The 22,827-nt window shown below is 62.0% G+C and carries 24 protein-coding genes, 1 pseudogene and 1 riboswitch; of the genes and pseudogenes, 9 read left to right on the forward strand and 16 right to left on the reverse strand.

Annotation, left to right across the window (positions count from 1 at the left end; translation table 11 throughout):
• Positions 1–66 precede the first annotated feature (66 nt).
• The 7 genes from CIT25_RS00355 to CIT25_RS00385 all read right to left on the reverse strand — a co-directional run bounded on the left by CIT25_RS00355 (position 67) and on the right by CIT25_RS00385 (position 7,538).
• Complete coding sequence (locus tag CIT25_RS00355; protein ID WP_095482614.1) at positions 67–468, reverse strand: DUF3085 domain-containing protein; 402 nt, start codon at positions 466–468, stop codon at positions 67–69.
• A gap of 15 nt (positions 469–483) precedes the next feature.
• Positions 484–1,086: a DUF1419 domain-containing protein gene (locus CIT25_RS00360; RefSeq protein WP_095482600.1), complete on the reverse strand. Its 603-nt coding sequence runs from the start codon at positions 1,084–1,086 to the stop codon at positions 484–486.
• A gap of 182 nt (positions 1,087–1,268) precedes the next feature.
• Positions 1,269–2,192: a DUF3991 and toprim domain-containing protein gene (locus CIT25_RS00365; protein WP_167391018.1), complete on the reverse strand. Its 924-nt coding sequence runs from the start codon at positions 2,190–2,192 to the stop codon at positions 1,269–1,271.
• Between the two features lie 219 nt (positions 2,193–2,411).
• Positions 2,412–2,594, reverse strand: coding sequence for a hypothetical protein (locus tag CIT25_RS00370; protein ID WP_095482601.1), 183 nt, complete (start codon positions 2,592–2,594; stop codon positions 2,412–2,414).
• Positions 2,595–3,265: 671 nt separating this feature from the next.
• Positions 3,266–5,203, reverse strand: a complete 1,938-nt coding sequence (locus CIT25_RS00375; RefSeq protein WP_245329710.1) for an adenylate/guanylate cyclase domain-containing protein — start codon at positions 5,201–5,203, stop codon at positions 3,266–3,268.
• Between the two features lie 162 nt (positions 5,204–5,365).
• Complete coding sequence (locus CIT25_RS36080; RefSeq protein WP_158302487.1) at positions 5,366–5,515, reverse strand: hypothetical protein; 150 nt, start codon at positions 5,513–5,515, stop codon at positions 5,366–5,368.
• Between the two features lie 844 nt (positions 5,516–6,359).
• Entirely contained in the window at positions 6,360–7,538 is a 1,179-nt protein-coding gene (locus tag CIT25_RS00385) for an MFS transporter (RefSeq protein WP_158302488.1), read from the reverse strand.
• Positions 7,539–7,640: 102 nt separating this feature from the next.
• Here CIT25_RS00385 and CIT25_RS00390 point away from each other — a divergent pair, with 102 nt between their 5' ends.
• Positions 7,641–8,522: a LysR substrate-binding domain-containing protein gene (locus CIT25_RS00390; protein ID WP_095482603.1), complete on the forward strand. Its 882-nt coding sequence runs from the start codon at positions 7,641–7,643 to the stop codon at positions 8,520–8,522.
• A gap of 198 nt (positions 8,523–8,720) precedes the next feature.
• Here the strand turns inward: CIT25_RS00390 and CIT25_RS37075 are convergent, their stop codons facing one another.
• The 7 genes from CIT25_RS37075 to CIT25_RS00420 all read right to left on the reverse strand — a co-directional run bounded on the left by CIT25_RS37075 (position 8,721) and on the right by CIT25_RS00420 (position 14,423).
• Positions 8,721–9,020, reverse strand: a complete 300-nt coding sequence (locus CIT25_RS37075; protein WP_206072903.1) for a hypothetical protein — start codon at positions 9,018–9,020, stop codon at positions 8,721–8,723.
• A gap of 141 nt (positions 9,021–9,161) precedes the next feature.
• Positions 9,162–9,893 carry an MFS transporter gene (locus CIT25_RS37080; protein ID WP_206072904.1) on the reverse strand — a complete coding sequence of 244 codons (732 nt, stop codon included), beginning with the start codon at positions 9,891–9,893 and terminating at the stop codon, positions 9,162–9,164.
• Between the two features lie 30 nt (positions 9,894–9,923).
• Positions 9,924–10,040: riboswitch (TPP riboswitch) on the reverse strand.
• Between the two features lie 394 nt (positions 10,041–10,434).
• A complete protein-coding gene (locus CIT25_RS00400) occupies positions 10,435–11,118 on the reverse strand; it encodes a hypothetical protein (protein ID WP_095482604.1) in 684 nt (227 codons plus the stop codon).
• Positions 11,119–11,850: 732 nt separating this feature from the next.
• On the reverse strand, positions 11,851–12,780 hold the full coding sequence (locus CIT25_RS00405; protein ID WP_095482616.1) for a TauD/TfdA dioxygenase family protein: 930 nt from the start codon (positions 12,778–12,780) through the stop codon (positions 11,851–11,853).
• 344 nt (positions 12,781–13,124) lie between these two features.
• On the reverse strand, positions 13,125–13,388 hold the full coding sequence (locus CIT25_RS00410; RefSeq protein WP_164895833.1) for a DNA -binding domain-containing protein: 264 nt from the start codon (positions 13,386–13,388) through the stop codon (positions 13,125–13,127).
• A 276-nt stretch (positions 13,389–13,664) separates the two neighbouring features.
• Entirely contained in the window at positions 13,665–13,913 is a 249-nt protein-coding gene (locus tag CIT25_RS00415) for a DUF982 domain-containing protein (protein WP_095482605.1), read from the reverse strand.
• Between the two features lie 207 nt (positions 13,914–14,120).
• Complete coding sequence (locus CIT25_RS00420; protein ID WP_095482618.1) at positions 14,121–14,423, reverse strand: DUF982 domain-containing protein; 303 nt, start codon at positions 14,421–14,423, stop codon at positions 14,121–14,123.
• A gap of 330 nt (positions 14,424–14,753) precedes the next feature.
• Here CIT25_RS00420 and CIT25_RS36735 point away from each other — a divergent pair, with 330 nt between their 5' ends.
• The 8 genes and pseudogenes from CIT25_RS36735 (at position 14,754) to CIT25_RS00445 (ending at position 20,645) form a co-directional block, all read left to right on the forward strand.
• On the forward strand, positions 14,754–14,984 hold the full coding sequence (locus tag CIT25_RS36735; RefSeq protein WP_164895832.1) for a hypothetical protein: 231 nt from the start codon (positions 14,754–14,756) through the stop codon (positions 14,982–14,984).
• Positions 14,977–15,516, forward strand: coding sequence for a DUF309 domain-containing protein (locus tag CIT25_RS00425; protein ID WP_245329711.1), 540 nt, complete (start codon positions 14,977–14,979; stop codon positions 15,514–15,516). Before CIT25_RS36735 ends, CIT25_RS00425 begins: the two co-directional genes overlap by 8 nt.
• A gap of 269 nt (positions 15,517–15,785) precedes the next feature.
• Positions 15,786–16,250 carry a Ros/MucR family transcriptional regulator gene (locus tag CIT25_RS00430; protein WP_095482620.1) on the forward strand — a complete coding sequence of 155 codons (465 nt, stop codon included), beginning with the start codon at positions 15,786–15,788 and terminating at the stop codon, positions 16,248–16,250.
• Between the two features lie 690 nt (positions 16,251–16,940).
• Complete coding sequence (locus tag CIT25_RS36085) at positions 16,941–17,093, forward strand: hypothetical protein (protein WP_158302489.1); 153 nt, start codon at positions 16,941–16,943, stop codon at positions 17,091–17,093.
• A gap of 279 nt (positions 17,094–17,372) precedes the next feature.
• Positions 17,373–17,534: a hypothetical protein gene (locus tag CIT25_RS36090; protein ID WP_158302490.1), complete on the forward strand. Its 162-nt coding sequence runs from the start codon at positions 17,373–17,375 to the stop codon at positions 17,532–17,534.
• 122 nt (positions 17,535–17,656) lie between these two features.
• On the forward strand, positions 17,657–19,510 hold the full coding sequence (locus tag CIT25_RS00435) for an ABC transporter ATP-binding protein (protein WP_245329716.1): 1,854 nt from the start codon (positions 17,657–17,659) through the stop codon (positions 19,508–19,510).
• Positions 19,510–20,316: pseudogene (locus tag CIT25_RS00440) on the forward strand (ABC transporter transmembrane domain-containing protein); the annotation flags it as partial. The gene CIT25_RS00435 and the pseudogene CIT25_RS00440, both read left to right, overlap by 1 nt.
• Before the next feature lie 107 nt (positions 20,317–20,423).
• Entirely contained in the window at positions 20,424–20,645 is a 222-nt protein-coding gene (locus tag CIT25_RS00445) for a hypothetical protein (protein ID WP_245329712.1), read from the forward strand.
• 300 nt (positions 20,646–20,945) lie between these two features.
• Here the strand turns inward: CIT25_RS00445 and CIT25_RS36095 are convergent, their stop codons facing one another.
• On the reverse strand, positions 20,946–21,278 hold the full coding sequence (locus tag CIT25_RS36095) for a hypothetical protein (protein WP_158302491.1): 333 nt from the start codon (positions 21,276–21,278) through the stop codon (positions 20,946–20,948).
• A gap of 91 nt (positions 21,279–21,369) precedes the next feature.
• A complete protein-coding gene (locus CIT25_RS00455; RefSeq protein ID WP_095482622.1) occupies positions 21,370–22,455 on the reverse strand; it encodes an HPP family protein in 1,086 nt (361 codons plus the stop codon).
• Between the last annotated feature and the right edge of the window lie 372 nt (positions 22,456–22,827).

A 22,827-nucleotide genomic window follows, 5' to 3' on the forward strand; every position in this document is an offset into this window, starting at 1 on the left:
GGACGTGCGCGGGATGTGGGGTTTGGGATGTTGGACGGCCGCCGGACGGCGCCCACCGACGGATCGCTAATCTCGCTCGATCACGAAGAGCTGCATCGAGTCCTGCAGGAACGCGATGCGCAGATGCGTGCAGCCGGGACTGGCTGCGATCAGGGCCTCAAGGCCTTCGGCGTCGAGGAAATCCACGCCGTCGTCGCCGCCGAACGTCCGGCGTTTGACCTCGAACCAGTCGTCGTTCTTGCGCGGATCGCATTCCTCGGCGTAAGCGACGAGCGGCTTCGCCCCCTTGGGGAGCTCGCCGTTGGAGCATAGGTAGACGCCGTGGTCTCCGACGAGCCAGAGACCGGGCTTCCGGTTGTCGGCGGCGGGTAGTCCGAGGTGGGGATCGCGAAACCCGCCATTGGCTTTTGCGTCGGCAATCCCGCGAGCGATGACCTCGCGGACGGCGGCGATGGGAAACGTCAACATCATCTCACGCCTCCGTCACGCCGCGATCGCGTCTGGGAGATAGCGCAGATGCACGGGCAGCTTCGCCGCGATCTCATCATCGGTGAGCTCTTCCAGCAGCTTCAGCGTGGTGCCCTGGCGGCCGCCATAGAAAATCACCGTGCGCTTGCCGCGGTCGCGTTCCGGCCAGCGCTCCCCGGCGTAGCCGCGATAGTCGTCGTGGGTGCTCGACCAGATGTGCTCCAGGCGCTCCTCGCGGGTCATCGCCCGAACGGGACGGGTTTCGCGTTCGACGATCGCATCGCGCATCTGCTCGGGCGAGCCCTTGTCGAGCAGGTCGCAATAGCCGTGGAAATACCGCATGCGGCCATCGATGTTCAGGACGTAGAAGATGCTGGTGATGCGGTCGGTGAGAAACTCACGCAACGCGAACATCTCGCCTCGCATCCAGAGCGGCGGCAGGACCTCGAACATGTAGTCGTGCTCAGCCCGTGAGATCTCGAACCATTCGCCGCGGTACAAAGCACTGGCATCGTCCTGGAACCGATCAGGACGCTGAGCGTGGCGGTCGAACATGCGGAACATCTGCCGGCGATCGGCGATGCCATGATAAACCTTGCGGACGGACAAGAGGGTCATGGGTGGGCTCCTTTCAGCCTCGTCGGGCTGGAGCGCGGCTCATCCACTCGATGTCGCCATCCTCTTCCGCCCTTCCTGACCCCTCCTCCGCGGCCGCCTCTCCGTCCGGCCGGGTCAAGGGCCGCGAAGCGGGCGCAGCTTTACCCTTGACGCGGCCGGCGGGCATGCGGCAGCCAGGCTTCTTATTTCCTCTTTTCTCGCTTTCCCCGGTTCTTCACCCTTGCCTTGAGCTCGGAGTTCCAGTCCTCCTCGTGCGGGCGGAGACGTTCGAAGCCGCAGCTAGCCTCGCGGGCGACCGCTTCGAGGCGAACCGCGTAGGTGTTGCCCTGCGCGTTGTTGTCCGTGGCGGCGACCAGCAATAGGCCCTCCCGCGCCGCCAGCAGCCGGATAGCCGCATCGGTGACAGGAGCCCAGCCGCCCCCGGTACTGACATAGAGGCTATCGCGCCGAGTGCTCTCGAGCGCGGCGAGACTCATGGCGTCGATGGCGGCCTCGGTGACGCAGAGACGGAGCGCATCGCAGAAGCCAAACCGGAACAGCACCTTCGCGCCGCCGGTCGAAAAGCCGCGCCATTCCGGACCGCGTTCCTCCCAGCCGGTCACGCCCCCCTCCCCGTCCCTGTGAGCGGCCCACATGCTGCCGCGAGGACCTTCGCGCAGGAGGTCATGCCGGATGGCGGCGCTGATCACGGCTTCCGGAAGATGACGCTCGTCGCGCAGGTAGCGCCATGTCATCGATCCCGGCCAGGGCTTGCGGCGGCCGCTCCAGCGTTCGGCGACGCCGAGATCCGGCCCGCGCTTCCGCGCCTGCCTCTTCCACACAGGCTCGCGCGGCTCGTGGCCGACCAGCCGGGCGACCAGCAACTTCGCCTCCCCGAAACCCACCCCATGCAAATGGGTCATCAGCGAGAACACATCCCCCTTCGCGTCAGAGAGCGGATCGAACCAGCCTTTTCCGTCATGGATCACGATGACGATCTGGTCGCCCCGCCGGTATTTGACCGCACGTCGGGTACTCTCCTTCAGGTCGATCGCGTAACCGGCCTGATCCAGCGCGGCCGCGCAGGCCACCCTATGTCGAAGTTCATCGAGTTCGTCCTGTTCCATGTCCCTCTTTCGTGCGCCGCAGGCGCCCGCCTTCCGTCAGGTTTTCTTTCCCGCACCTTGCGGGACGACTTCCGGATGCCGCGAAGAGCAAAGGCGGCAAGGGCGCGGCTGGCAATGTGTGTTTTTGCACCTCGCGCCGTCGCCCGCGGGCCAGCCGCGGCGCAGCTTCCCTTGCCGCCGTTAACTCGCAAGTGGCACCTCCGGGAGGAGGAAGCCGGCTCAATGAGCCGGCCCCTGTTCAAAGGGATCGTATTCGGCAAGGGTCTCGACCTCATCGTCGTCGAGTTCGGCGCTTGGCAGGACGCCGAATTCGTCGCCGGAGCGGAAGAGCGTGACAGGGACCATGAGGGTGCGGGCGAGCTGGAAGGCGTGGTTTTGGACGAGGGAAAGATCTTGCGACATCTGAGGGCTCCATCCTTGGAGCGGGCCAATTCCCGCTCGATGGCTCCTCAAAGGTCGGGCTCCGGGCGCGATCACCGCAAAGGCCAAGCCGGCGCGGCCGCAGCTTGCTAGCGGACCCCTTCAGGGGTTGATCGTGGAAGATCCGGAGCTGGACCAGGAAGCCATCTCAAGAGAGCGGGATTGGGCTGCGGGCCGAGCCCGCGTGCCGCCCGATCGGCTCACACATTGAAGGGGTCAGGACAAGAACTGTTCCCTCGAACGCGCTAAGACGAACGGAAAGCGAACACCGCGATCGGCATTGGCTTTCCCGAACGGACTGCTTGGCAGCTGTGCTGCTCTGCGACCTCTGGGAAGGTGAAAATATCAACACTTCTCGGACCTTCCACCGGAGGTGTTGAACGGGAAGCCTGACCCGAAGCGGCCCTTCCTGGACCGAATTTCCTTCCCGGAAGCCGACGTTCACCAGAACCACCAGTCTTGACCCCCAAACCGGTCCTTGCTGGGCCGATTTGGCGGCTCGTAAGCGGACGTTGCCCGGAACCAGCGACTTTGCACCGTTCCTGCCGTTCCAATTGAAATCAGCTACGGCGCTAGGTGACCCGGCTCCAGTCATTCCCAAAGCCGTCGGCTTCTTCAAGCCGCCGATCAGCGGCATGGAAGTGGCATGTTACTCAGCCCGCTTGGGCGCGCTGAACGTCCATAGGGGGCGATGCTGACGTCGCGACTTTGCCAAGCTGGAAGACCTCCGTCGCCTCGCCGCGGCCGCGCAGCCGGTGCTTGCCCGCCGGGATCCTTTCGAACCTTTCGTCGAGCCGCGACGCGGTCTCGCCGGAAATGGCGATTGCGGCGGTGGCGCCCGGTTCGAGCTGCTTGCCGAGGTCCTGCAGCCGCTGGCTGACGTTCACGGTGTCGCCGACGATCGTATAGTTGACGCGGTCGGATGCGCCGATATTGCCGACGATGACGGAGCCCGTGTGGATGCCGATGCGGACATGAAGCGGAGGCCGGCCTTCGCCAGCCGCTTCCAGATTGTCCTTGTCCAGCTCCTCGCGGATGGCCGCGGCTGCGCGGACGGCCGCGGCGGCATGGCCCTTCAGACGATCCGGCGCGCCGAAGAACGCCAGCATGCCGTCGCCCAGGAACTTGTCGACAGTACCGCCATGTGCATCGACCGCGCCGCACAGGATCGCGAAGTGGTGGTTCAGCAGCCTGGCCGCGGCGGCGGCGTCCATCTGCTCCGACAGCGTGGTGAAGCCGGCGATGTCGGTGAACATGACGGTGACGACCGCTTCGCGCGGTTCGGCGATGCCGATCTCTCCGGTGCGCACCAGCTTGGCCACCAGCGAGCGCGGAATATAGGTCGAGAATGCACGCAGACCGATCAGCATGGCATTGAAGGCCGAAGCCTGGTTGTCCAACTCCAGCACCCTGCTGCGCGGCAGGGGGGTCACGCCGTCGAGATCGAAATCGGCGACGCGCGTGGCCTGGCCGGCAATCGCCTGGATCCGGCGCGACAGGCGCTTGCCGAGAAGAATCGCGACGATGACCGCCACCGCCATCGCGAAAAGTCCAAGCATGGCCGATCCCATGACGCGCTCGATTTCGTCACCGATCTGACTGGTCTTGAAATATGCGCCGAGCGTCCAGGGCCGGTCGCCATAGCCGGTGATCTCACGGGTAATAGCGACGTAAGTGTTCTCTCCGTCCCATGACGTCGAACCGTCCTTGTCGTCAAGCTGGATTTCGGCAACCTCGATATCGCGGGTACGCTGCGTGCTGAACTCCGCTTCCGGTTTGCGCGCCTCATATCCGGCGAGAACCGGATCGCCGAAATTGGCGAGCGGCGTCAGCGGCAGGATGCCGTTCTTCAGCGCATCCGGGGAAGCCAGCCGCTGGTCCGCCAGGATGGATCCGTCGCCATCCAGAATGAAGGCATGCGTGCCGAAGCGCGACGACAGTTCCTGCGTGATTTTGGACAAGTTCTGCAGTTCCACCGCGGCGATCACCCAGGCCTTCGTGGCGCCATCGCGTGACAGCGGCGCCGAGACGTTGGCGAACAAGCCATATTCGTTGGCCACGAAGGCGCCCCACCGGCGTCCGTCGACCTGCTGGCGCTCTTCAAGAACGGCGCGCACTTGCGGCGATTTCTCGGTCTCGGCGGGGAGTTTCCGGATCGTTCCGGCAGGATATTTGGCGTCGTTGTCCCCGGTCACCGCCGCCCCCCTGCAAATCAGGTCGGGTGTGCAGATCAACATTGCGTTCACCCCCGGCACTGCCGCCAGCGCACTGGCAAGTGCCGCCGACATCGCCTCGTCGTCGATCTGGAACTCGCCCTTCTTGTAGAGCTGCGCGACGCCGTCCACGGCGCTCTCGGCGCGCCCCATCTCGGCGCGCAGCAAATCCTCCATCGCATCGATCAGGAGCGTCGACTGGGCGCCGAGCAGGTCGAAAGTGTTGCGAAGGTTGGCGCCGACCGACAATGCGAGCACGCCGCCGACCGACAGGAACACGAGGCTGCCGAAACTCATCGCCATGATGACTGCAATGGGGATGCGACGCCGCTTCTTTTCGGGGCGGACCAGACGCACTGGTTGTGCGGACGTGCTCATGCAGCCAATGTCATAGTGCGCCACCGCATTGCAAGCCCGGTGACGGCTTTAAGGAGAGGACGCGCCGAAGCATTCGCACCAATATGGCGCCGACGTTTCCGGCGCCGATGATTCCGATCCTCATAGGGGTGTTCCTTTCGTAAATATGGAAGAGCGCCCGCCTCAGTCGCGGACGCGGGCGCCTCGAAGATGCGCCCCTATCTCGCGCAGTGTCGAGAGTGTCAACTCCCGGAAAGGCGCACGCACGACATGATCGTCGCCGCCATGCAGGAGAACCGGTGAGCGAATGGTGACGATCTTTGAGGCGATCATTCGCGAGGGACCGAGGCGGGCGAACTCAAGGTCGAGCACCGGCAGAAGCGGCCCGTGCGGTCAACACCGCGTTCACGCCGTTCTTCCACCCGATTCTGATCGAGCACTGCGTTCAACACGGCGAAGACACCGAAGCGGCCCTGCGTGAGCAGATTCGGTTTATCCTGAAAGCTCTCGGCAAGTCGGCCTAAGGCGCAGCGTGCCATATATGCAGGCACTGTGGTTCCGGAGAAGGGCGCGCGAACACAAGGTTTGCGTCGAAGGCCAACTCATCTTCAAAACCACGGCGCAAACGTTGCACGCGGCGCTGGCCGAACAGGGATAACCTATGTGCAGGAAGAGATGGCAAAACCTACCTCGTGCATATGCTCTGACCAGGCGGATCCGGGCGGCCATACCGTCCGACAGTCGGCTCAGGATCGCCGGCAGCCTTAGCGCGAACGTCAGGTTTGGAGGAGGGCTACGATTGACTGGAATTGGCGCTCCCTGCTCGTTCGGCGGGCGACAAGAAGGGCGACAGTCCGCCCTTCCGCGACCTTCCCAGCCGGCCTCCGCGATCAGACGCGCTCAGCAAACTTCGTCCTCTCATGATCGTCTGCCGGGTCGTGGCAAATTTTCGGGCCAAAACAGAAATGCTAGCTCCCTTCTTCAATTCTTCGAGTACCTGCTGCCTGCGTGTTCATCGAGGCGCGGTGGACGGCCAAGGGCTTTTCCTTCTGCCCTTGCCCGTTTCAGCCCTGGTCCGAGGCGGGCTACGCGCAGCAGTCGCCTGCAGTCGAAGCTGAAAGGTTGTAGTTGTCTTCGACATGCATTGCGAATGGCACGATCGAGCCTATTGCGGACATCAGCGGATTTGATGCTTCTGCCATTCCGGCTCGACAGGCCGAAACAGCCAGAGGCCACCGCAGAGCGCCGTCAGATAGACAACCGCTGCTGCCCCGAATAGACCCTGCGCGCCGAGCGCATTCATCATGCCGCCGGCGACGACGGGGCCGATAACGGCGGCCAGAGCATAGACGGAGGCAAGGGCGGCTATCGCCGCCGTCAGCTTTTCAGCCTGGAAACGGTCGCCGATCAGTGCGAGCCCAGCGGTGTAGAGCCCGTAATTCGCGCCGCCCCAGACCAGCATCAGCCCGGCTACGGGCCAGAACCCCAGACCTGACCCGGAGACCAGCGGCAGGGTGCAGGCGAGCGATAGGCCGCAGCAACCAAGCACCGTGCGGCGGCGGCCAGCTCTGTCCAGCGCCAGCCCGATCAGCGGCTGGCCGATCACCAGGCCGACATGGAACACCGTGGCGAGCAGCACCGCCTGCGAGACGTCGAAATCGCGATCGAGCATGATGACCGGCATGAGGCTGATGGCGACGGCATCAATCATCGAGGCGATAAAGAGAAAGCCGAAGGCTAAGGGAAAGGCTGCGATCGCCGACACAATGTGGCGCCCCGATCCCGGCACGACCAAGCGGCTCACGGGCCGTTCCACCGCGGCGAACGGGATCAGCGCCATCAGCGCTATCGCGGCGCAACCGAGGAGAAGCGCGGCCGGGCGGTCGGGCATCAGCGCAATCATCGCGGGACCGAGTACGAAACCGAGGGCATTGGCAGCGGTATAGACGCCCATGATCCGCCCGCGCCGCTCTGGCGCCGCGGCCGCGTTCAGCGCCGTTTCGGCGACGATGAACATGAGGCCTGCACCGCAGCCCAGAATCACGCGGGCCGCGAAGACCGGCCAGAAGTCCCGCAGGAAGGCCAGCGCCACGAGCGCCGCCGCCAGCAGCCCCACGCCTGCCAGCGCAGTTCGACCCGCGCCTAACCGGCGGGCGAGGCCGGGCACCAGCACCACGCCGGTCATGAGACCGAGGCCGGTCGCTGCCGTATTCAGGCCATTGAGCGCGCCTGACACGCGATCCGATAGCAAGAGACCCAGAAGCGGGTAGGTGGTGCCCATCGCGAGGCCGTAGATCGTCACGCCGAGGATCAGCGCGACGATCATCCGGGTTTGGGAGTTCTGCGGTCGGGTCATGGCATCCTCCTGGCGATGGGGTGTCCGGGAGATGCCGCGAAGTGAGCTTTCACTCAAACGATATTTTTTGCCGCAAGCGAACGCTTTTGTTATGCTGATCTCATGCGCAAACTGCCGAACCTCAACGCCACCCGCGCCTTCGAGGCCGCTGCCCGGCATGGCAGCTTCGCTGCGGCGGCGGACGAACTGGGCGTCAGCCATGCCGCCGTCAGCCGCCACGTGCGCAATCTGGAGATGGAACTGGGCGTGGAACTTTTCGAGCGTCATGCCCGCCATGTCGTGCTGACCGGCGAAGGCAGCCTCTTCGCCCGCACCGTCGCCCGGTCCTTCGCCGATCTGGCGCTCGGCGTCGGGCGTCTGAAACGCGGCACCGCCAAGGGAACAGTGGTTCTGGATGTGGAAACCGATCTGGCGGTCGTGTGGCTCATGCCGCGCCTGACGGCGCAGGCGCTGGACGCGCTGCGGCTCAACGTTGATCTCCGCTGCCGCCCGGACCCGCCGCGCAGCCTGCCAGGCGATGTCGATCTGGTGCTGACCTGGGGACCGGCGGCGCTGATCGGCTTTCGCTCCGAGCCCTTCCTTGATCTCAACGCGTTCCCGGTCGCCTCGCCCGCATTGATCGCCAAGGGCCCAGATCCGGTCTCACCAGGCTTCTACGCTGCGCACAGGCTGATCCACGAGCGCGGGCTCTACTGGTGGCGGCGCTATTGCGAAGCGGCAGGCGTCATGCTGGACGATGTCGACAACCACCTGTTCTTCAACCGCACCCATCTGTGCATCGACGCGGCGCTGCGCGGCCTTGGCATTGCCATCGGCGACCATCTCTCCTGCGGCCAGCATCTGCGCTCGGGGCGTCTTGTTCAGCTTCCCGGCCCGGTGCTGCCAGGACGGGAACAGTATCATCTGCTGACCCCTGACACGGCGCACCTGTCACGGCCCGCGCGACAAATGCGCGACTGGTTGAGGAAGGCAGCGAAGAATTGAAAGGGACTCGCTGAAAGAACCCCAGCCAACTCTGGTCTGTCTGCAAATTAGTCGTTTAGCATGGGAGCTTTCGGTGGCCGCTCGCGACCCTGTGCTGCCTTAGTTGCTGCTGCTGGAAGGTCGTTATCGAGCGCCACGGGGGCTCCTCACCGCACTGCTTTTTTCAAGCGCAAACAGCGCGCGTTTATCAGGACGGCATCACGTCCGATAGGACTGAGAATCGCCTGGGACGAGCGCCGCGAGCACAGCCGCCAACAGCCCGCACCCGGCGAAAAAAAGCATGATGGAGAACAGCGCATAGGTTGCGTTGCTCTCCGTCAGGACGGCCCCTGTGATCGAGGAAAGGGCTGCGCCACCCGCAAGGGTCATAGCGCCTGCCAAGCCGGCCGCGCTTCCAGCCAGGTTCGGCCGCACCGAAAGCGCGCCGGCATCGGCGTTCGGCATGGTCAAGCCATTGCCGATGCCGACCAGAATGCAAGGGCCGAATAGCGCAATCACATGCCTGTCATCTGCGAAAAACAGGACCAGACAAATCGCAGGGCCGGCACAGCGACGATGCGCCCCACTATCATCATGGTGGTCAGAGGGAAACGGCCGGCGTAACGTCCGGACAGGAGCTACCCAACACGAAGCCCGCTGTTATGCTGCCGATGTAAAAGCCAAGCGAGGCCGATGACACGTCGAATATTGCAGCAACAAGTGGGGCGCCAGCGAGAAACGCGTAGCCCGCACCGACCAAGAACCCCATGCACAGCGCGTAGGCCCAAAAACCGGGTGCGCGGAACAGCGCCGGATAGGCGTGGAATTGCTGGACGAGGCAAACATCACGATGCCGGCTAGGGCAAGACCCCAGAAAATCGCCCGCCAGCCCAAGGTTTCATCCACCACACCGCCAAGCGCCGGGCCGATCATCGGGGCCAGCGCCCAGATCATCGCCGCATAACTGATCCGGCTCGCCGTCTGCTCTTTGCCGGCCGTATCCCTGATAATCGCCATCGAAATTGGATGGCAGGACGTGATTGCCGCCTGGAGCAAACGGAACGCAAGAAAGGTCCAAATATCGGATGCAAAGGCGCAGCCGATCGACCCGATCGTGAACGTGGCAAGACTGACCATGACGATCGGCCGACGCCCGAACCGATCGGATAGCGGACCCATGATCAGTTCCAATGCGACGGCCACTATCGCGTAACCGGCTAACGACAGGCTCACGAGAGCATAATCGGCGCGGAAATCCTGCGCGATATTCGCCAGTGATGGCAGAAAGACGTTCAACGGCAGCACCGAAAGGGCGCATAGGTGGGTCAACGTCGAAAGTTTAGGCGTGAGCGCTGAATGCCGGGCCGTGGTCGTTGATTTTTCGGGTGTCATTGCGGCCACTTGTTTGAGGCCGGCAAAGGAGAGAGGCGTCAGACCCGTCCCTTCGCCGGCATGATCCGGATCAGGTTCAAAGGGTCACTGTGCTGCCTTCGGCCAACAGTATCTCAGCCCCTTGACGGGGCACCCCTCGGTATCTGCGAAGTTATCTCAACCTTGAATAACAAGCACGCCTTATTTGGCCGGGGCGCTGATGGCCAACGACCGCTTTTTCGTCGCAAATATCCCGAAACCTTCGACACGGTTTTGCGACTGCGACAAAAGGTCCGCTTTGCGGGCTTAGCCGCGAGGTGGCGCCTGGCGTCTTGACACAGCCGCCGTATCAAGAACCCAGGCCGGGTGGCACCTCTGGCAGGCTGATGAAAACAAGTCACTTGAAGGAGTTCGCCATGCGCAAGATCGCCATGGATTCTCACGCCCTTATTTCAGCACTGCCGCTCGCCTGCCCGACTCGGCCGGGGTCAGCCTTCACCGCCAAACTGATTGGCGCGGCGACGTTCCTATCGGGTCAGGCGAAGCTTCTCGAAGGTGCCGCTCATCTCGTTGCCCTGGCCCGGTCGATCGCCCTCTCAGTCTCGCGATTGGCGGAGTTGCTCTTGAGGCGCGAGCCGGCGAGCTCGAGGAGCGCGTAGGCTATCTCGTCCTCGGTCCAGCCGGATTCCGCTGCCCGCTCAGCCAATTGCTGAAAGGCCGGTTCCAAGGCGAGCTGGCATTGAAGACCGCGATCTGGATGGTCGACCGGGCAGCTTGGTTCCACGATCGCAACGCGTGATCGCTTCATTGCAGGCCATGGGCTCTCGCCCCTCTCCTTTTGCCACACGAGGCGCGCCAGCTCACGTGTCGTTGGTGCGCGCCACGGCAACCGCTTCATCTTGTCAACCAGCCGCTCCAGCGATCCGGCGCGCTCCAGCTCCGCAAAGAAATGGTGCGGCGTGACGCTACCGAGCCGGTGCATCTCGGCCAGGTTCCACACATACGGATAGTCGACCATGAAATCGGATCGAGGCGAGGCCTTGGACGATTCAGCCTTGGTCAGGATGCCGCCGCCCACAAGCCGATCAGCCTTGTCGATGATTTGGCGCACCCTCGATTTCGACAGGCCATGTTCCTGCGCCAGGTCGGCGAAACTCTTGCCCTTCAGAAAGCCTTCGACCAGGGCGACATTCCTATGGACGGTCGGGCTAAACGCCCAACAGGCGCGCAGTTTTTCCAGTATCATTCCGTTCGTTCATCCGGTTGTTCGCCCCCCTTGCAAACCCTACCCGGCCAAATCGGCGCTTGGAAGACCCACCAGACTCACGTCATGGCCTCGGGAAAGTACCCGGCCGACGGCCATGTGAATACGAAAGATGCTGGCGATCACCATGATCGTTGGTGACCGCTGACCTCGCGAATGTCGGGTTCGACGGCACACCGGGAGCTCTCGGCAACGTTGAATATTCCGTTTGTAGATGGTTGTTTTCGTCGTCGAGGCTGGATCCATCAGGATCGGTGTCGACGATTCTATATTTGAGGAACCCAAATTCGTTTGACTCGCGCAATTCGCTGTCCGGCGTATCATCGCAAGCGCGGGATTGCGACATCCTGCGAAGTGCCCGCGTTGCTGGAATGGAATTTGCGGAAGTAAAAAGGCCCCGGCGCTGGGTCGGCGCGCCGGGGCCTTCAGGCATGTACGAGCTACCACAATGTCCAGTTATGATCGTGCGCTATTATAAATGAACAAACCGGTGAATGATCGCTATCCGGAGGTGCAGGCGGGCGAGATGGTGGGGCGGTGAGGGACCTGTACCGCAGCAGCGACCCGAGCCATGCGCCACGCTGCAGGACCTCGATTTCGGGCCAAGCCTCGAGCCAGCAACTCGCCTTGCTTCTCGGAAATCATAAGGCTTTGTGGGGCGGTTAAGCCGCGCGATATGGCCGCGGCGATACGAAGTTTACCCTGTTCAGACGGTCAGGCTGCCTTCGCCGCCGGCTTAGCTGCCTTGACATGGGTTATACTGCGGCGACCGTCGACGCCGACCGGAACGTCACCGTCAACCGTAGCGCGACGCACAACCCGGTGCTGGTCGCCATAGTCGTTGACCGCATAATGCTGGGTAGCACGGTTGTCCCAGATAGCGACGTCGCCTACTTGCCAGCGCCACCGCACGGTATTTTCCGGGGCAGTGACGTAGGACTGGAACACCTCATGGAGCTTGGCGGAATCGCTCTTGGAAAGGCCGACGAGGCGCTGCACGAAATTGCCGAGCAGCAGCGACTTCTCCCCGGTTTCCGGATGGACGCGCACGACCGGATGCTCGGTCTCGTAGATCGTCGATGTGAAGATTTCCTCGAAGTGCTTCTTCTCTTCGGCTGTGGCGCGCGGGCGCACGGCTGTGTAGTCGTAGGCATTGCTATGAATAGCCCACAGATTGTCCGCCAATATTTTGAGCGGCGCCGGCAGATTCTCGTACGCGGCGTGCGTGTTGGACCAGATCGTGTCGCCCCCCGTCGCCGGAATGACGACGCCACGTAGGACCGAGAATTTCGGATAGGCATCGACGAAAGTCACGTCGGTATGCCACTGGTCTGCCCTGCCACCGCCACGGCCGGAATCGAGATTGAGAATTGAGGCCGTGCCGGCTGCCGGCCCCTGCGTGGGATGAGGTACAAGGTCACCCAGACGCCGCGCGAACAATTCCTGCTCCGCATCGTCGAGATGCTCCTGGCCGCGGAAGAAGATCACCTTGTGTTTTAGAAGAAGCTGGTTGATGGCTGCTATCGCTGCGTCCGAAAGGTCTCCGCCAAGGCGGACGCCTCTGATTTCAGCTCCAACACGGCTGATCAGCTGTACAACGTCGGAGTCAGGAATGGTCTGGTTGACAAGGACTGGATTGCTCATGGGGATCTCCTGATTGATCTTGGAAGGGGACAGCAAGTCACATCCGGCCAGCGGATGTCGCGCGGCGTTGAAAGTCTCATCGCGAGTCAACAGAGCTATTGAACAAGATAATCGACTTAAACATAGAAATAATGTTCCAAATTAAACTGGCTCGACGAAAGAGCCGTCTCCGTTGCTCCGGTCTCGGTGTTGAGTTCTCTCTGGGCAAGGAAACGGCGCTAGATGGGGGTTTGATGGTGCAAGATCCAGCGCCGGATCAGGAAGGCCATCGCGGAAGCAACGGATCGCCTTGCTAGTGGACGCCTGGACCAATCTGCTGCTGAGGAGCTGCCGCCCATTCTCCGTTATCCCGCGAACAATTCTTTGTACCCTGTCGTCACCATCCAGTTCGCCCGATCGAGATGGCTTCGCGCGGCTTTGCGGGCGCGCTCCGGTTCCTGTACCGGATCGATGCCGAGGATCTCCTGCGCCATCTCCTCATAGCTGGCATCATCAGCGGCCGCATCCAGGAACCTCAGGTACAGCGTGTGGTGCTGCTTATCGTACGTGGTCAGGCTGTCGGACCATGGCACTTCTTCCTGGATTGCCGGTTTCGTTCCGACTTTCATGGCAGTTCGGTACTCCATCATTATTTCAGTGGGATATTCCTTCGACAGGTTAGCCAAAGCAGACAGCAATCATAGTCCTAAATGACAATCCCTGATCTCTCCGCAAATGTCCCGGCGCGGCCGTGCTTCGGGACAGCTTCAGTATTCTGCCGCCCAGCCCAGGCGCAACGGCGGCAGATCCTCGAGTTCCCTCCGTGTGGACGGCGTGGGCGCGAGGCGCGGCAAACTTGCAGCGATGCCGAGATGAACGAAATTCATTAGCGCGCGTCCAAGCTCTCAATCGCTGCGCAGTATCTTTGCTTCGAGCGCGGCTGCCACAAAAGCACGCCGAGCGACTGGTGGATGAGCCTCACCTCGCAACACCTGCAGACAGGCGTCCATTGCTGCCTTGCGCTTCGCGGTCTGACGATGGAGATGCCGCAGCAGGATGTTGGACGCGTCATTGACATCGAACACGACACGCTCCGAACTGTGACGGCTGACTTGAACAACGACTGGCTTTTCAAATCTGCTCGAGCCGGTCATCACTCCCCCTCTACACCCAGCGGCGACAGCCTCGCTCGCATTTATTTCCTTAGCCGAAAGATCCGGCTGCACCCTCGCAGCTAAACTTGGTCGCTGGCGTCCAAGAGATCGTCATGAGCGCTGTCTGGTTCATGTCGGGTGGCGGGGGATTGGCTAGCTCAATCTCGACAATGTCGCCTTGCGCCAGTGTCGCACAGTTTGTGGAGCCTACGCCTGCACCTTTCCGATGCCCGCCTTGCACGCAGCGATCCACTGCATGGCGGAGGTTGGGTCCTCCAATATGGCAACTCGCTTTGCAAAGCCGACAAAGGCATTGCTGGCAGCGTCCACCGGTATGTGCCCAGCATATGCATCACAACATGCCCTCAGAGCGGTCTCGTAGGTCAGGTCTCTGCGATCCTCGGGCCACTCATTGAGAAAATCGATAGCGTCCGCAAGACTGGCAATCTCTTGCACGATATAGCTGGCTCGTTTCACGAAAATGGGGCTGCTAAAAGCCTCAGCGTTCATTCGTTCCCCTCCACCTGCTCCATAGCCAATTTGCACGACCCGGGCCGCATCGACGCCCGCCGACCATTGCAGAAATGTGCTGTCAGGGCGATGACGATTCAAGAGGAAGAACATGCGTGATCTGCATCCTCGGTAAGCAGTTCGGCTGCGCATCACCGCGAAGTCCGGCGAAGAGGCATCTATCTTCCTTCCTGGCCTGATCTGAGGAGAACATACCCCCGGGTGCCGTCATTCTCTAACGGCGGATGAACCACACAAATTGAAAGGCCCCGTTTAACTGCCGAGCCACAGTATGACCGCCGCGAAGTGAGGGCCCGCATGAACTGCCCGATGACCGCCGACGCAACCTCGCAGCTTCGTGAGATCTGGCTGGCTGACACCATTTGCCAAGACATTCCTGATGCGGCGGCTATGCACGGAACTGAGCATCTGTTCAGGGCCACGGGTGTGCTATACGGCTTTGATGGCTATTGGTTCGATGTTGCGCCGGCGCTGGCTGCCGGGAAAGAGCTTTCCATCCTATGCGTATCTGCCGGGCAGGCAACCGCATCCCGTGCGTGATCCCGCGGGACATAGCTACAATAGCGAAGCCATGCCGTCGGCGGCAGAGGCGTCGCTGGACTCAGACATATTCCTTTGGGGTCTCGACCTCTTCAACCATGGTTATTACTGGGAAGCCCATGAGGCGTGGGAGGGTCTGTGGCAAGTTGCAGACCGAGACGCTCCGCTTCGGACGCTCTTCAAGGGATTGATCCTGTTATCGGCGGCCGGTGTGAAGATCCGCGAGGGCAAGCAGGCGGCGGCGATGCGTCATGCCGGACGCGCCGCGGCGCTCCTTCGTCGGCTGAACACGGCGGATCATACCTTCGAGCGTGCGCTCGGCATGTCACCCGCAGCGCTCGCCGAATACGCAGAAGCCGCGGCACGGATCCCGGCAGCCTTGCAGGCGACAGCGCTCGGTCAGCCCCAACCCGTGTTTGACTTCATTCTCGGACCAAGCTCCGGCGGAAAGGCCGATCAGCTCGCAAAAAACAAACAGTCATCCGTAGAAGTCGCCGGGAATAGACCGGACCCGTTGGGCCAACGTCACTGACGAACGACGATTGCCAGGTTTCGTTCACCTGGCCGTATTTTCGTGTAGCGCGGATTTTCGTCACGTTGTTTTCGGAATTACAAAAGCTCAAGACGGCATGGCTGCATATCGGTTCCGGCGCCTGGCAGCGAAACGGTTTCCGGTGGGAACGCCTATTAGCAATGGCTTATGGCGATACTTATGCTGCCGAGACATTTATTGCCTTCAGCCACAACCATCACTATGTAGCAAGACTTCGCCTGCTGTCTTCAGGCCACCCGGAGAATTTCATGACAGAAGAAGCCGATCACAACCTCGACGCCCTCATCGAGCTTACCGCCGATGTCGTCTCAGCCTATGTCTCGAACAATCCGGTCCCAGTGGGCGATCTCCCCGCCCTGATCGGCCAAGTACATGCAGCACTGAAAGGAACGGCCGGCAGTGTTTCCGCAGAACAGCCGCAGGCTCTCAAGCCTGCTGTTCCGATCAAGAAGTCGGTGATGGCGGACTACATCATCTGCCTTGACGATGGAAAGAAGTTCAAATCGCTAAAGCGCCATCTGTCGACCCACTATGGCCTCACGCCGGACGAATATCGCGCCAAATGGGGCCTGCCGGCGGACTATCCCATGGTCGCACCGAATTACGCCGCTGCGCGCTCGGCCTTGGCCAAGACCATGGGTCTCGGCCGCAAACCGAAAGAGTCGGAAACACCGGCGCCGGCGAAGCGGACCGGCAAGAAGGTCGCAGCTTGACTTTTATCTCTCGAGGGTCGTTCTGGAGCGCGTAGCCGCTATCGGGATGATCTGCGCAGAATAGGAAAAGGCGGGGGACCAAACCACGCCTTACCTCGCGCTCATTCGCTCTTGCCGGGACGCAGGAGAAAATTTCAGCCAGTCTTCGCACAACCCACGCATCTACAAGGATCGCATCGTTGGCGACTACGCAGTCAATGGCACGCCACCACCATATCAGTGGGGGATCGGCCGCAGCCCTGCATGAAGCTGCAAGCAAGGCTAATCGGTTCCGTCCCCGCATACTCCAGCTGAACATCGACATCATGTGCGCCAACAGCCAGCAGGCCAAGGGCTGCCTCGAACGCGCATACGCCTGGTGACATCAGCACGATTGACGCGGCGAGCGCCTACGCGGCCGAGTTCGCTATCACTTCGTCTCCGCGCCATGGCGTCCGCTGCATCTCGGCCGAAGCCGCAATCGTCAGCGGCCTCTCGCGCGAAAGGCCCGAGGAGCTTCTTGTTCGCGTCGGGCTTAGCTGCAGTGCGGCCGATCGATGCCCGCACGCTTTTTCGGGAGGCCAAAGGCGGCCTGGCACGCGCGCCGCTCATGCTGCAGCCGGATCTGCTTGTCGCTGACGAGCGCCGGCGCTCGACGTTTCGATCCAGGCGCAGATCTGCCCTCCTTGCGACAACGCAAAGGAGAGCAAAATGACCAGCACCATTAACCTCTACAGCGGCCAGCTAGGGCAACAATTTTGGTGGGTGGGTCTTCGAGACAATGTCGATGCATACACCCAGGTAACGCCTTCGCACATGCGATATGCAATTTGTGCATTGCAATATCTGCGGCGATCGATATGATCCTGTTGTCGGGCCATCTACTCCTCCCAGATGCGATGCCCGGCGCTGAATGCGGTGCACCTCCTCCCGCGCTGCATTTCAAATCGAGCCCGCTGCCACCTCTTCCCGGCAGCGGGCTTTTTCTTTGTATGAGCGGCAATTTTGGGCCATGGCCAGTGTATTGGCTTCTAGGCGAGGCGAACGCTCCGGACTTCCAGGCCTTTCTTGCCTGCCCATATTCGACGAACGCTTTCTGTCCCTCCACAGCGCGCTGAGCCCTGAGCGGGTCAGCTCGGTGGCATGAACGAAGACATCCTTCTCACCGTTATCGGGTGCAAGAAGCCTGGAATGCTTCACGGCCTCATGCTTGGCAAAACTCTGCCTATGGCCATGTATGCCTTCGCCTCATCACTCATCAAATACGATCGCGACGACCAACGGCTGCACGCCTTTCAGGCATAGTGCGATGCCGCCATTGGCCCCTTGAACGGTCAAGTCGGACACGCGTAACATCGCCATCTGAATTGAGTCTGCTTCATTGGTCCGGGCTAATGTCCGGAGTGGTCTGGATATTTCCCTTGGGTATGGATGCAACCAGCGGCGCGGCGAAGCGCGGCAAATCGTTTGTCCATGTGGCGGAAGCCTCCTGGGGCAAAGGCCTCAGCACCCTGCTGCGTATCGTGCGAATGACGCTGCGCCATCCCTGGCAAGTCGCCATCACCATCGTTTCGACCTTCATTGCCGCGACGCTGCAGCTTTTCATTCCACGCTTGCTGGGACGCGCCATCGATCAGGCGCAGGGCGTCATGACTGCTGGTGCTGGTCCTGCGGCAGAGCACGCGCTGTGGAAGACGGCGCTCACGCTGCTCGTCGTCAGCATCCTGCGCGGCCTCTTCACTATGGCGCAGAACTACTATGGCGAGGCCGTCGGCCATCGGACCGGCTATGAACTGCGGCTGGCTTTTTATGAGAAGATCCAGCGCCTGAGCTTCTCCTTCCACGACCGGGTCCATACCGGCGATCTCATCACGCTCGGCCTGCTCGATCTCGACGGCGTGCGCATGTTCTTCTCCACCGGCATCCTGCGCGTCGTGCTGCTCGGCGTGCTGATCGGCGTCGGCGCTTATCTGCTGATCAGCACCGATCTCGTGCTCGGGCTGCTCAGCCTGAGTTTTGTGCCGTTCGTCGCCTGGCGGTCCTCGGTCACGCAGCTGGCGCTGCGCAGCACCTGGCTGACGTTGCAAGAGCGGCTGTCGGTGCTGAGCCGGGTGATGGATGAGAACCTCGGTGGCATCCGTGTCGTGCGTGCTTTTGCGGCGCAGCGGCATGAGCTGGAAAAGTTCGACCGCGCCAAGCAGGATGCGCTGGACCTCGCCAACCAGCGCGTCGGCATCCGCGTCAGCAACACCAGCGCCATGAACTTCTCGTTCCTCGCCGCCATGGGCTTGGTGCTCTGGTTCGGCGGCCAGAAGGTGATTGCGGGCCAGATCAGCGTCGGCACGCTGGCCCAGTTCCTCACCTTCATGACCATCTTGCAGATGCCAGTGCGCCAGCTCGGCCTGATGGTCAATTCATTCGCCCGCGCTTCGACCTGCGGCACGCGACTGTTCGAACTGCTGGACACCGAACTTGATATCGAGGACGCACCCGACGCCAGGGACCTTGTCGTCACTGACGGTGTGCTGCGCTTCGACAATGTCGGCTTCCGCTACGCGGGCGCTGGTCGCCCGACGCTATCCGGGATCTCCTTCGAGGCAAGGTCGGGCCAAACCATCGGCATTGTCGGTCCGCCCGGCAGCGGCAAATCGACCATCGCGCACCTGATCCCGCGCTTCTACGATGTGACGTCAGGTGCCATCACCATCGATGGCCAGGACATAAGCAAAGTCACGCTGCAATCGCTGCGCAAGGCGGTCGGCGTGGTGCAGCAGGACGCATTCCTGTTCACCACCTCGATCGAGAACAACATCGCCTACGGCAATCCATGGGCGCGCGAGACCCGCATCGGGCAAGCCGCCGAGTATGCCCAATTGCACAACTACATCATCGGGCTTCCCGCCGGCTACACCACAGTCGTTGGCGAACGCGGCGCGTCGCTTTCTGGCGGCCAGCGCCAGCGCCTGACCATCGCCCGCAGCCTGATGCTGCGGCCATCGGTGCTGGTCTTCGACGATTCAACTGCTGCCATCGACGCCGGCACCGAGCAGCGGATCCGGGCAGCGATGAAACGCTTCGCCAAGGACCGCGTGACGCTCATCATCTCGCACCGGCTGAGTTCACTGATGCATGCCGACCAGATCCTGTTCGTGGAGGGCGGCCGGATCGTCGAGCGCGGCACGCATGAGGAACTGCTGGCGCTCGGCGGACGCTACCGCGCCCTTTACGACCTGCAGCTGCGGCCGGACTATGACCGACCCGTTGTAACGGGAGCCGCGTGATGTCGACACATAGCGGCGACGAGAAGGAAGACACCAGCGGGCGGCCGACAAAGGCGGTCGTCGGCTCGCACCGGGACGAGGAAGAAGTCTTCGGCAAGGCCTATGATCCGCGCATCGTGCGGCGCATCTGGAGCTTCGTGAAACCGTATCGGGGCCGGATTTTCATCTCGGTCGCCGCGGTCCTGGTGTTCACGCTGACGCAGCTGGCGATCCCGCTGGTCATCCGCTACGCCATCGACCAAGGCATGGCGGCGGGCACGCTCGACCGGTCGGTGATGATCTGGGCGACGGGCGCCTTCGCGATGATCATCCTCATCAACTACGGCGCCAGCTATATGCAGGAGAGCGTGGTCGGCAAGGTGGCCGAAAACGTGCTCTCCGACCTGCGCCGCGCCATGTTCAGCCACCTGCAGCGGGTCTCGCTGAGCTTCATGGACAAGACCGAGGTCGGCCGGCTGATGTCGCGCCTGCAAGGCGACGTGAATTCGATGCAGGAATTCCTTGAAACGTCGGTGATGTCGGTGGGCGATATCGTGCTGTTGTTCGGCATCGTCAGCGTCCTGCTCTGGCTCGATTTCCGGCTCGGGCTGCTGACGCTGTCGACCATGCCGGTTCTGTTCATCGTGCGCCTGTTCTGGCTGCCGCGCGCCAAGGTCGCCTTCATGGCGGCGCATGAAACCAACTCGATCGCCAACGGTGCGCTGGCCGAAGGCATCCATGGCGTGCGCACGGTACAGAGCCTGGAACGCCAGCATGTCAATTTCGATCTTTATGACGAGAAGGTGCTGGCCAATCTCAACGCCCATCCGCCATTGTTGGGCTAAATCCAAATCGCCCACCTTCGTTGCAAAACTACCCTGGCAAGGGCTTTGAGGGAGTTTCGAAATTGGATTGTCTCCAGAGGATAGAGACGTTGATCGATGAGGCCAGCGTGGATGCGATCGATAAGGCGCGCGTTTTGCTGGATCAGTTCAAAGGTAGGTCAGAAACACTCGCCCAAGCTATCGATGACTTCCTGCTTGATCTGATGACCCTGGTGTTCGTCGTAGAAACCACCCGCGAGAGGTTCCACAATCCGGCGCGGCGATTGGCGCGTGTGAGATTGACCAGGATCAGCCTGTTGTTGGCGTCGTAGTCTGAAACTTAGGGGTCCGTCCCGGTCAGAGAGAGGTCGCACCAGGAAGAAGGCGCCGACTGATTGTCGGCAAATCCGAGCGCACCAAACAGCTACGTTCTCTTGCGGCCGCTGGCCCTGGTGGCGAAAAGACGTGCGCCGAGGAACGCTACGGGACTGGCCAGCGCGATTTTTGAGCCAGCACCGCGTCCGCGAGCCAGGGCCCAAGACTATGTTCGGCCTCCGGCAAGAGCCCGACGTCGAGCATCTTCGCATGCCCCGCGTCGATCTTACTTCGGAAGTATTCCCCATGCCGAGCTATTAAGATCGGCGGCGCGCCGGATCGTTGATCGGCGCGTGCTGCATCTGCTCAAGATGTGGCGGGAATGCCCGGTCGAAGAAACCGATGATCGAGGCCGGAAGACACGCACGGCCAAGGTGCGGGATTCGCTCAGCCGTATTCAACAGCACGACCTTGTAGCCCTCCAATGTACGGGTAATAGGCGCTGGCGAACACGACGTCGTGCCCCCCGGAAGGAGAAGGACGACGATCTTGCGCAAACCCTCAAAAGCGCCGCGCACCAGCGCCATTACGGCGGCCATGGCATCATCGGCCGTAGTAAGCGCGACGGTGGGAATTGCGGGGTTACTCATTGCGACCCATCTCTACTCAAACAGGGTTCGCCCGTGGATTGGATGCGCCTGTCGGCAAAAAGTTCCCGAACCTGCGATGTTAGGTTGGCCGCTATGCCACTGCTTGGAGCGGCGACTTGTCTGACACCTGCACGCGCGCCGCCGCCGCCAGCAGGTCGGTCTGGGTGATCAGGCCGAGGATGCGCCGCTCGGCATCGACGATGACGACGGCATGGCTGCGGCCGTCTGTGAGCACGGGAAGCAGGCTCATCGCCGGCGTCTCGGGCGAGGCGGTGCCTGCCTTCGAGATCACGCCCTTCACCGTTTCGGTCGTCTGCGTCAGCTCGCGCAACCCCACGGCGCCGGCCAGCCGGCCGTCCGCATCGACCACCGGCAAGGCGCGGATGTTGTGGTCGAGAAGCTGCTTTCGCGCCACGGCGGCGGTGGCAGTTTCCGGCACCGAGATCACGTCGCAGGACATGATGTCCCGGCAAAGCAGCGTTCGGTGCGAGCGCGCCATCGCCTGCAACTCGACCTGGTGCAGCAGCCTTTCGAGGTCGTCGCGGCCAATGTCGAAGGTTTCGTCCAAAGCGGCGAGCGCCGCATCGACGTCCTCGGGCCGAAAGCCGACACGCTCTATCGGCGGGCTGTCCGCGCTGCCGTGATTGTTTGCGGCGGCCACGTGGACATGCGGATAGTTGCGCCGTGACAGAAGGTGGAAAATAAAGCCTAGCGCCACCAAAATTGTCGAGTTCAGCGCCACCGGCACCAACGGGAACAGGAAGCCGAAGCTGAGCACGGCCGGTCCGCCAAGCACGGCCGTCAGCGCCGCGGCACCGCCTGGCGGATGCAAACAGCGAGTGAACGACATCGTGGCGATCGCCAGCGCCACAGCGAGGCCCGACGCGATCACCGGATCGTGCACGAAATGCGCCACTGTCACGCCGACCAGTGCAGAGATCGAATTGCCGCCGATAATCGACCAGGGTTGCGCAAGCGGGCTCGACGGCACGGCAAAGAGCAGCACGGCGGAGGCGCCCATAGGGGCCACCAGCAGCGCCACATGCTGGCCGCCGCCCATCGCGAGCCCGCTGATCACGCCGGTCAGCGCGATGCCAATCGTGGCGCCAATGCAGGCGAGCAGCCGCTCGCGTAACGTCGCACCGGCAAGGATCGGAACAAAGAGGCGAAAGGCCATTGTAAGCCCTGGGGCGAGGTGGAATTCTGCGCTGTTCGAAATGCCGCCGAAGCCATGGATTTGAAAGTCAAACCAATCCGAATATTCGCGGCCAGTGGGAATATTATTGCGCGCACCGATTTGTGCGGTCGCCGCCAACGGCTGGTGCTTTTCAAATCGCGTCAGAGCCTGCGCTCGGAGATCTTCTACTGGAATGGATAGTATCGACTTCTCGATCTTCCGGAGGACGAGCGACTGGCAGCTCGTCGTCAACAAGCTGCGCGGCGGCCTGAAGATCGCCGCCGTCAAGGCGCGGGGCTTCGGTGATCGCCGCAAGGCCATGCTGGAAGACATCGCCATCCTCACCGGTGGCCAGGTCATTTCCGAAGACCT

Origin of the sequence: Mesorhizobium mediterraneum (assembly GCF_002284565.1) — a bacterium.
Taxonomy (GTDB): domain Bacteria; phylum Pseudomonadota; class Alphaproteobacteria; order Rhizobiales; family Rhizobiaceae; genus Mesorhizobium; species Mesorhizobium mediterraneum.

Coding starts and splice junctions, on each gene's coding strand:
- CIT25_RS00375 (WP_245329710.1), bottom strand. CDS start 5,203: ATGAGCACGTCCGCACAACCAGTGCGTCTGGTCCGCCCCGAAAAGAAG.
- CIT25_RS00415 (WP_095482605.1), bottom strand. CDS start 13,913: ATGACCGGCTCGAGCAGATTTGAAAAGCCAGTCGTTGTTCAAGTCAGC.
- CIT25_RS00405 (WP_095482616.1), bottom strand. CDS start 12,780: ATGAGCAATCCAGTCCTTGTCAACCAGACCATTCCTGACTCCGACGTT.
- CIT25_RS36095 (WP_158302491.1), bottom strand. CDS start 21,278: ATGAGTAACCCCGCAATTCCCACCGTCGCGCTTACTACGGCCGATGAT.
- CIT25_RS00435 (WP_245329716.1), top strand. CDS start 17,657: ATGGATGCAACCAGCGGCGCGGCGAAGCGCGGCAAATCGTTTGTCCAT.
- CIT25_RS36735 (WP_164895832.1), top strand. CDS start 14,754: ATGACCGCCGACGCAACCTCGCAGCTTCGTGAGATCTGGCTGGCTGAC.
- CIT25_RS00390 (WP_095482603.1), top strand. CDS start 7,641: ATGCGCAAACTGCCGAACCTCAACGCCACCCGCGCCTTCGAGGCCGCT.
- CIT25_RS00385 (WP_158302488.1), bottom strand. CDS start 7,538: ATGACCCGACCGCAGAACTCCCAAACCCGGATGATCGTCGCGCTGATC.
- CIT25_RS00365 (WP_167391018.1), bottom strand. CDS start 2,192: ATGGAACAGGACGAACTCGATGAACTTCGACATAGGGTGGCCTGCGCG.
- CIT25_RS00430 (WP_095482620.1), top strand. CDS start 15,786: ATGACAGAAGAAGCCGATCACAACCTCGACGCCCTCATCGAGCTTACC.
- CIT25_RS00360 (WP_095482600.1), bottom strand. CDS start 1,086: ATGACCCTCTTGTCCGTCCGCAAGGTTTATCATGGCATCGCCGATCGC.
- CIT25_RS36090 (WP_158302490.1), top strand. CDS start 17,373: ATGAACGAAGACATCCTTCTCACCGTTATCGGGTGCAAGAAGCCTGGA.
- CIT25_RS36085 (WP_158302489.1), top strand. CDS start 16,941: ATGACCAGCACCATTAACCTCTACAGCGGCCAGCTAGGGCAACAATTT.
- CIT25_RS37080 (WP_206072904.1), bottom strand. CDS start 9,893: ATGACACCCGAAAAATCAACGACCACGGCCCGGCATTCAGCGCTCACG.
- CIT25_RS00400 (WP_095482604.1), bottom strand. CDS start 11,118: ATGATACTGGAAAAACTGCGCGCCTGTTGGGCGTTTAGCCCGACCGTC.
- CIT25_RS00370 (WP_095482601.1), bottom strand. CDS start 2,594: ATGTCGCAAGATCTTTCCCTCGTCCAAAACCACGCCTTCCAGCTCGCC.
- CIT25_RS36080 (WP_158302487.1), bottom strand. CDS start 5,515: ATGATCGCCTCAAAGATCGTCACCATTCGCTCACCGGTTCTCCTGCAT.
- CIT25_RS00455 (WP_095482622.1), bottom strand. CDS start 22,455: ATGGCCTTTCGCCTCTTTGTTCCGATCCTTGCCGGTGCGACGTTACGC.
- CIT25_RS00410 (WP_164895833.1), bottom strand. CDS start 13,388: ATGAAAGTCGGAACGAAACCGGCAATCCAGGAAGAAGTGCCATGGTCC.
- CIT25_RS00355 (WP_095482614.1), bottom strand. CDS start 468: ATGTTGACGTTTCCCATCGCCGCCGTCCGCGAGGTCATCGCTCGCGGG.
- CIT25_RS00420 (WP_095482618.1), bottom strand. CDS start 14,423: ATGAACGCTGAGGCTTTTAGCAGCCCCATTTTCGTGAAACGAGCCAGC.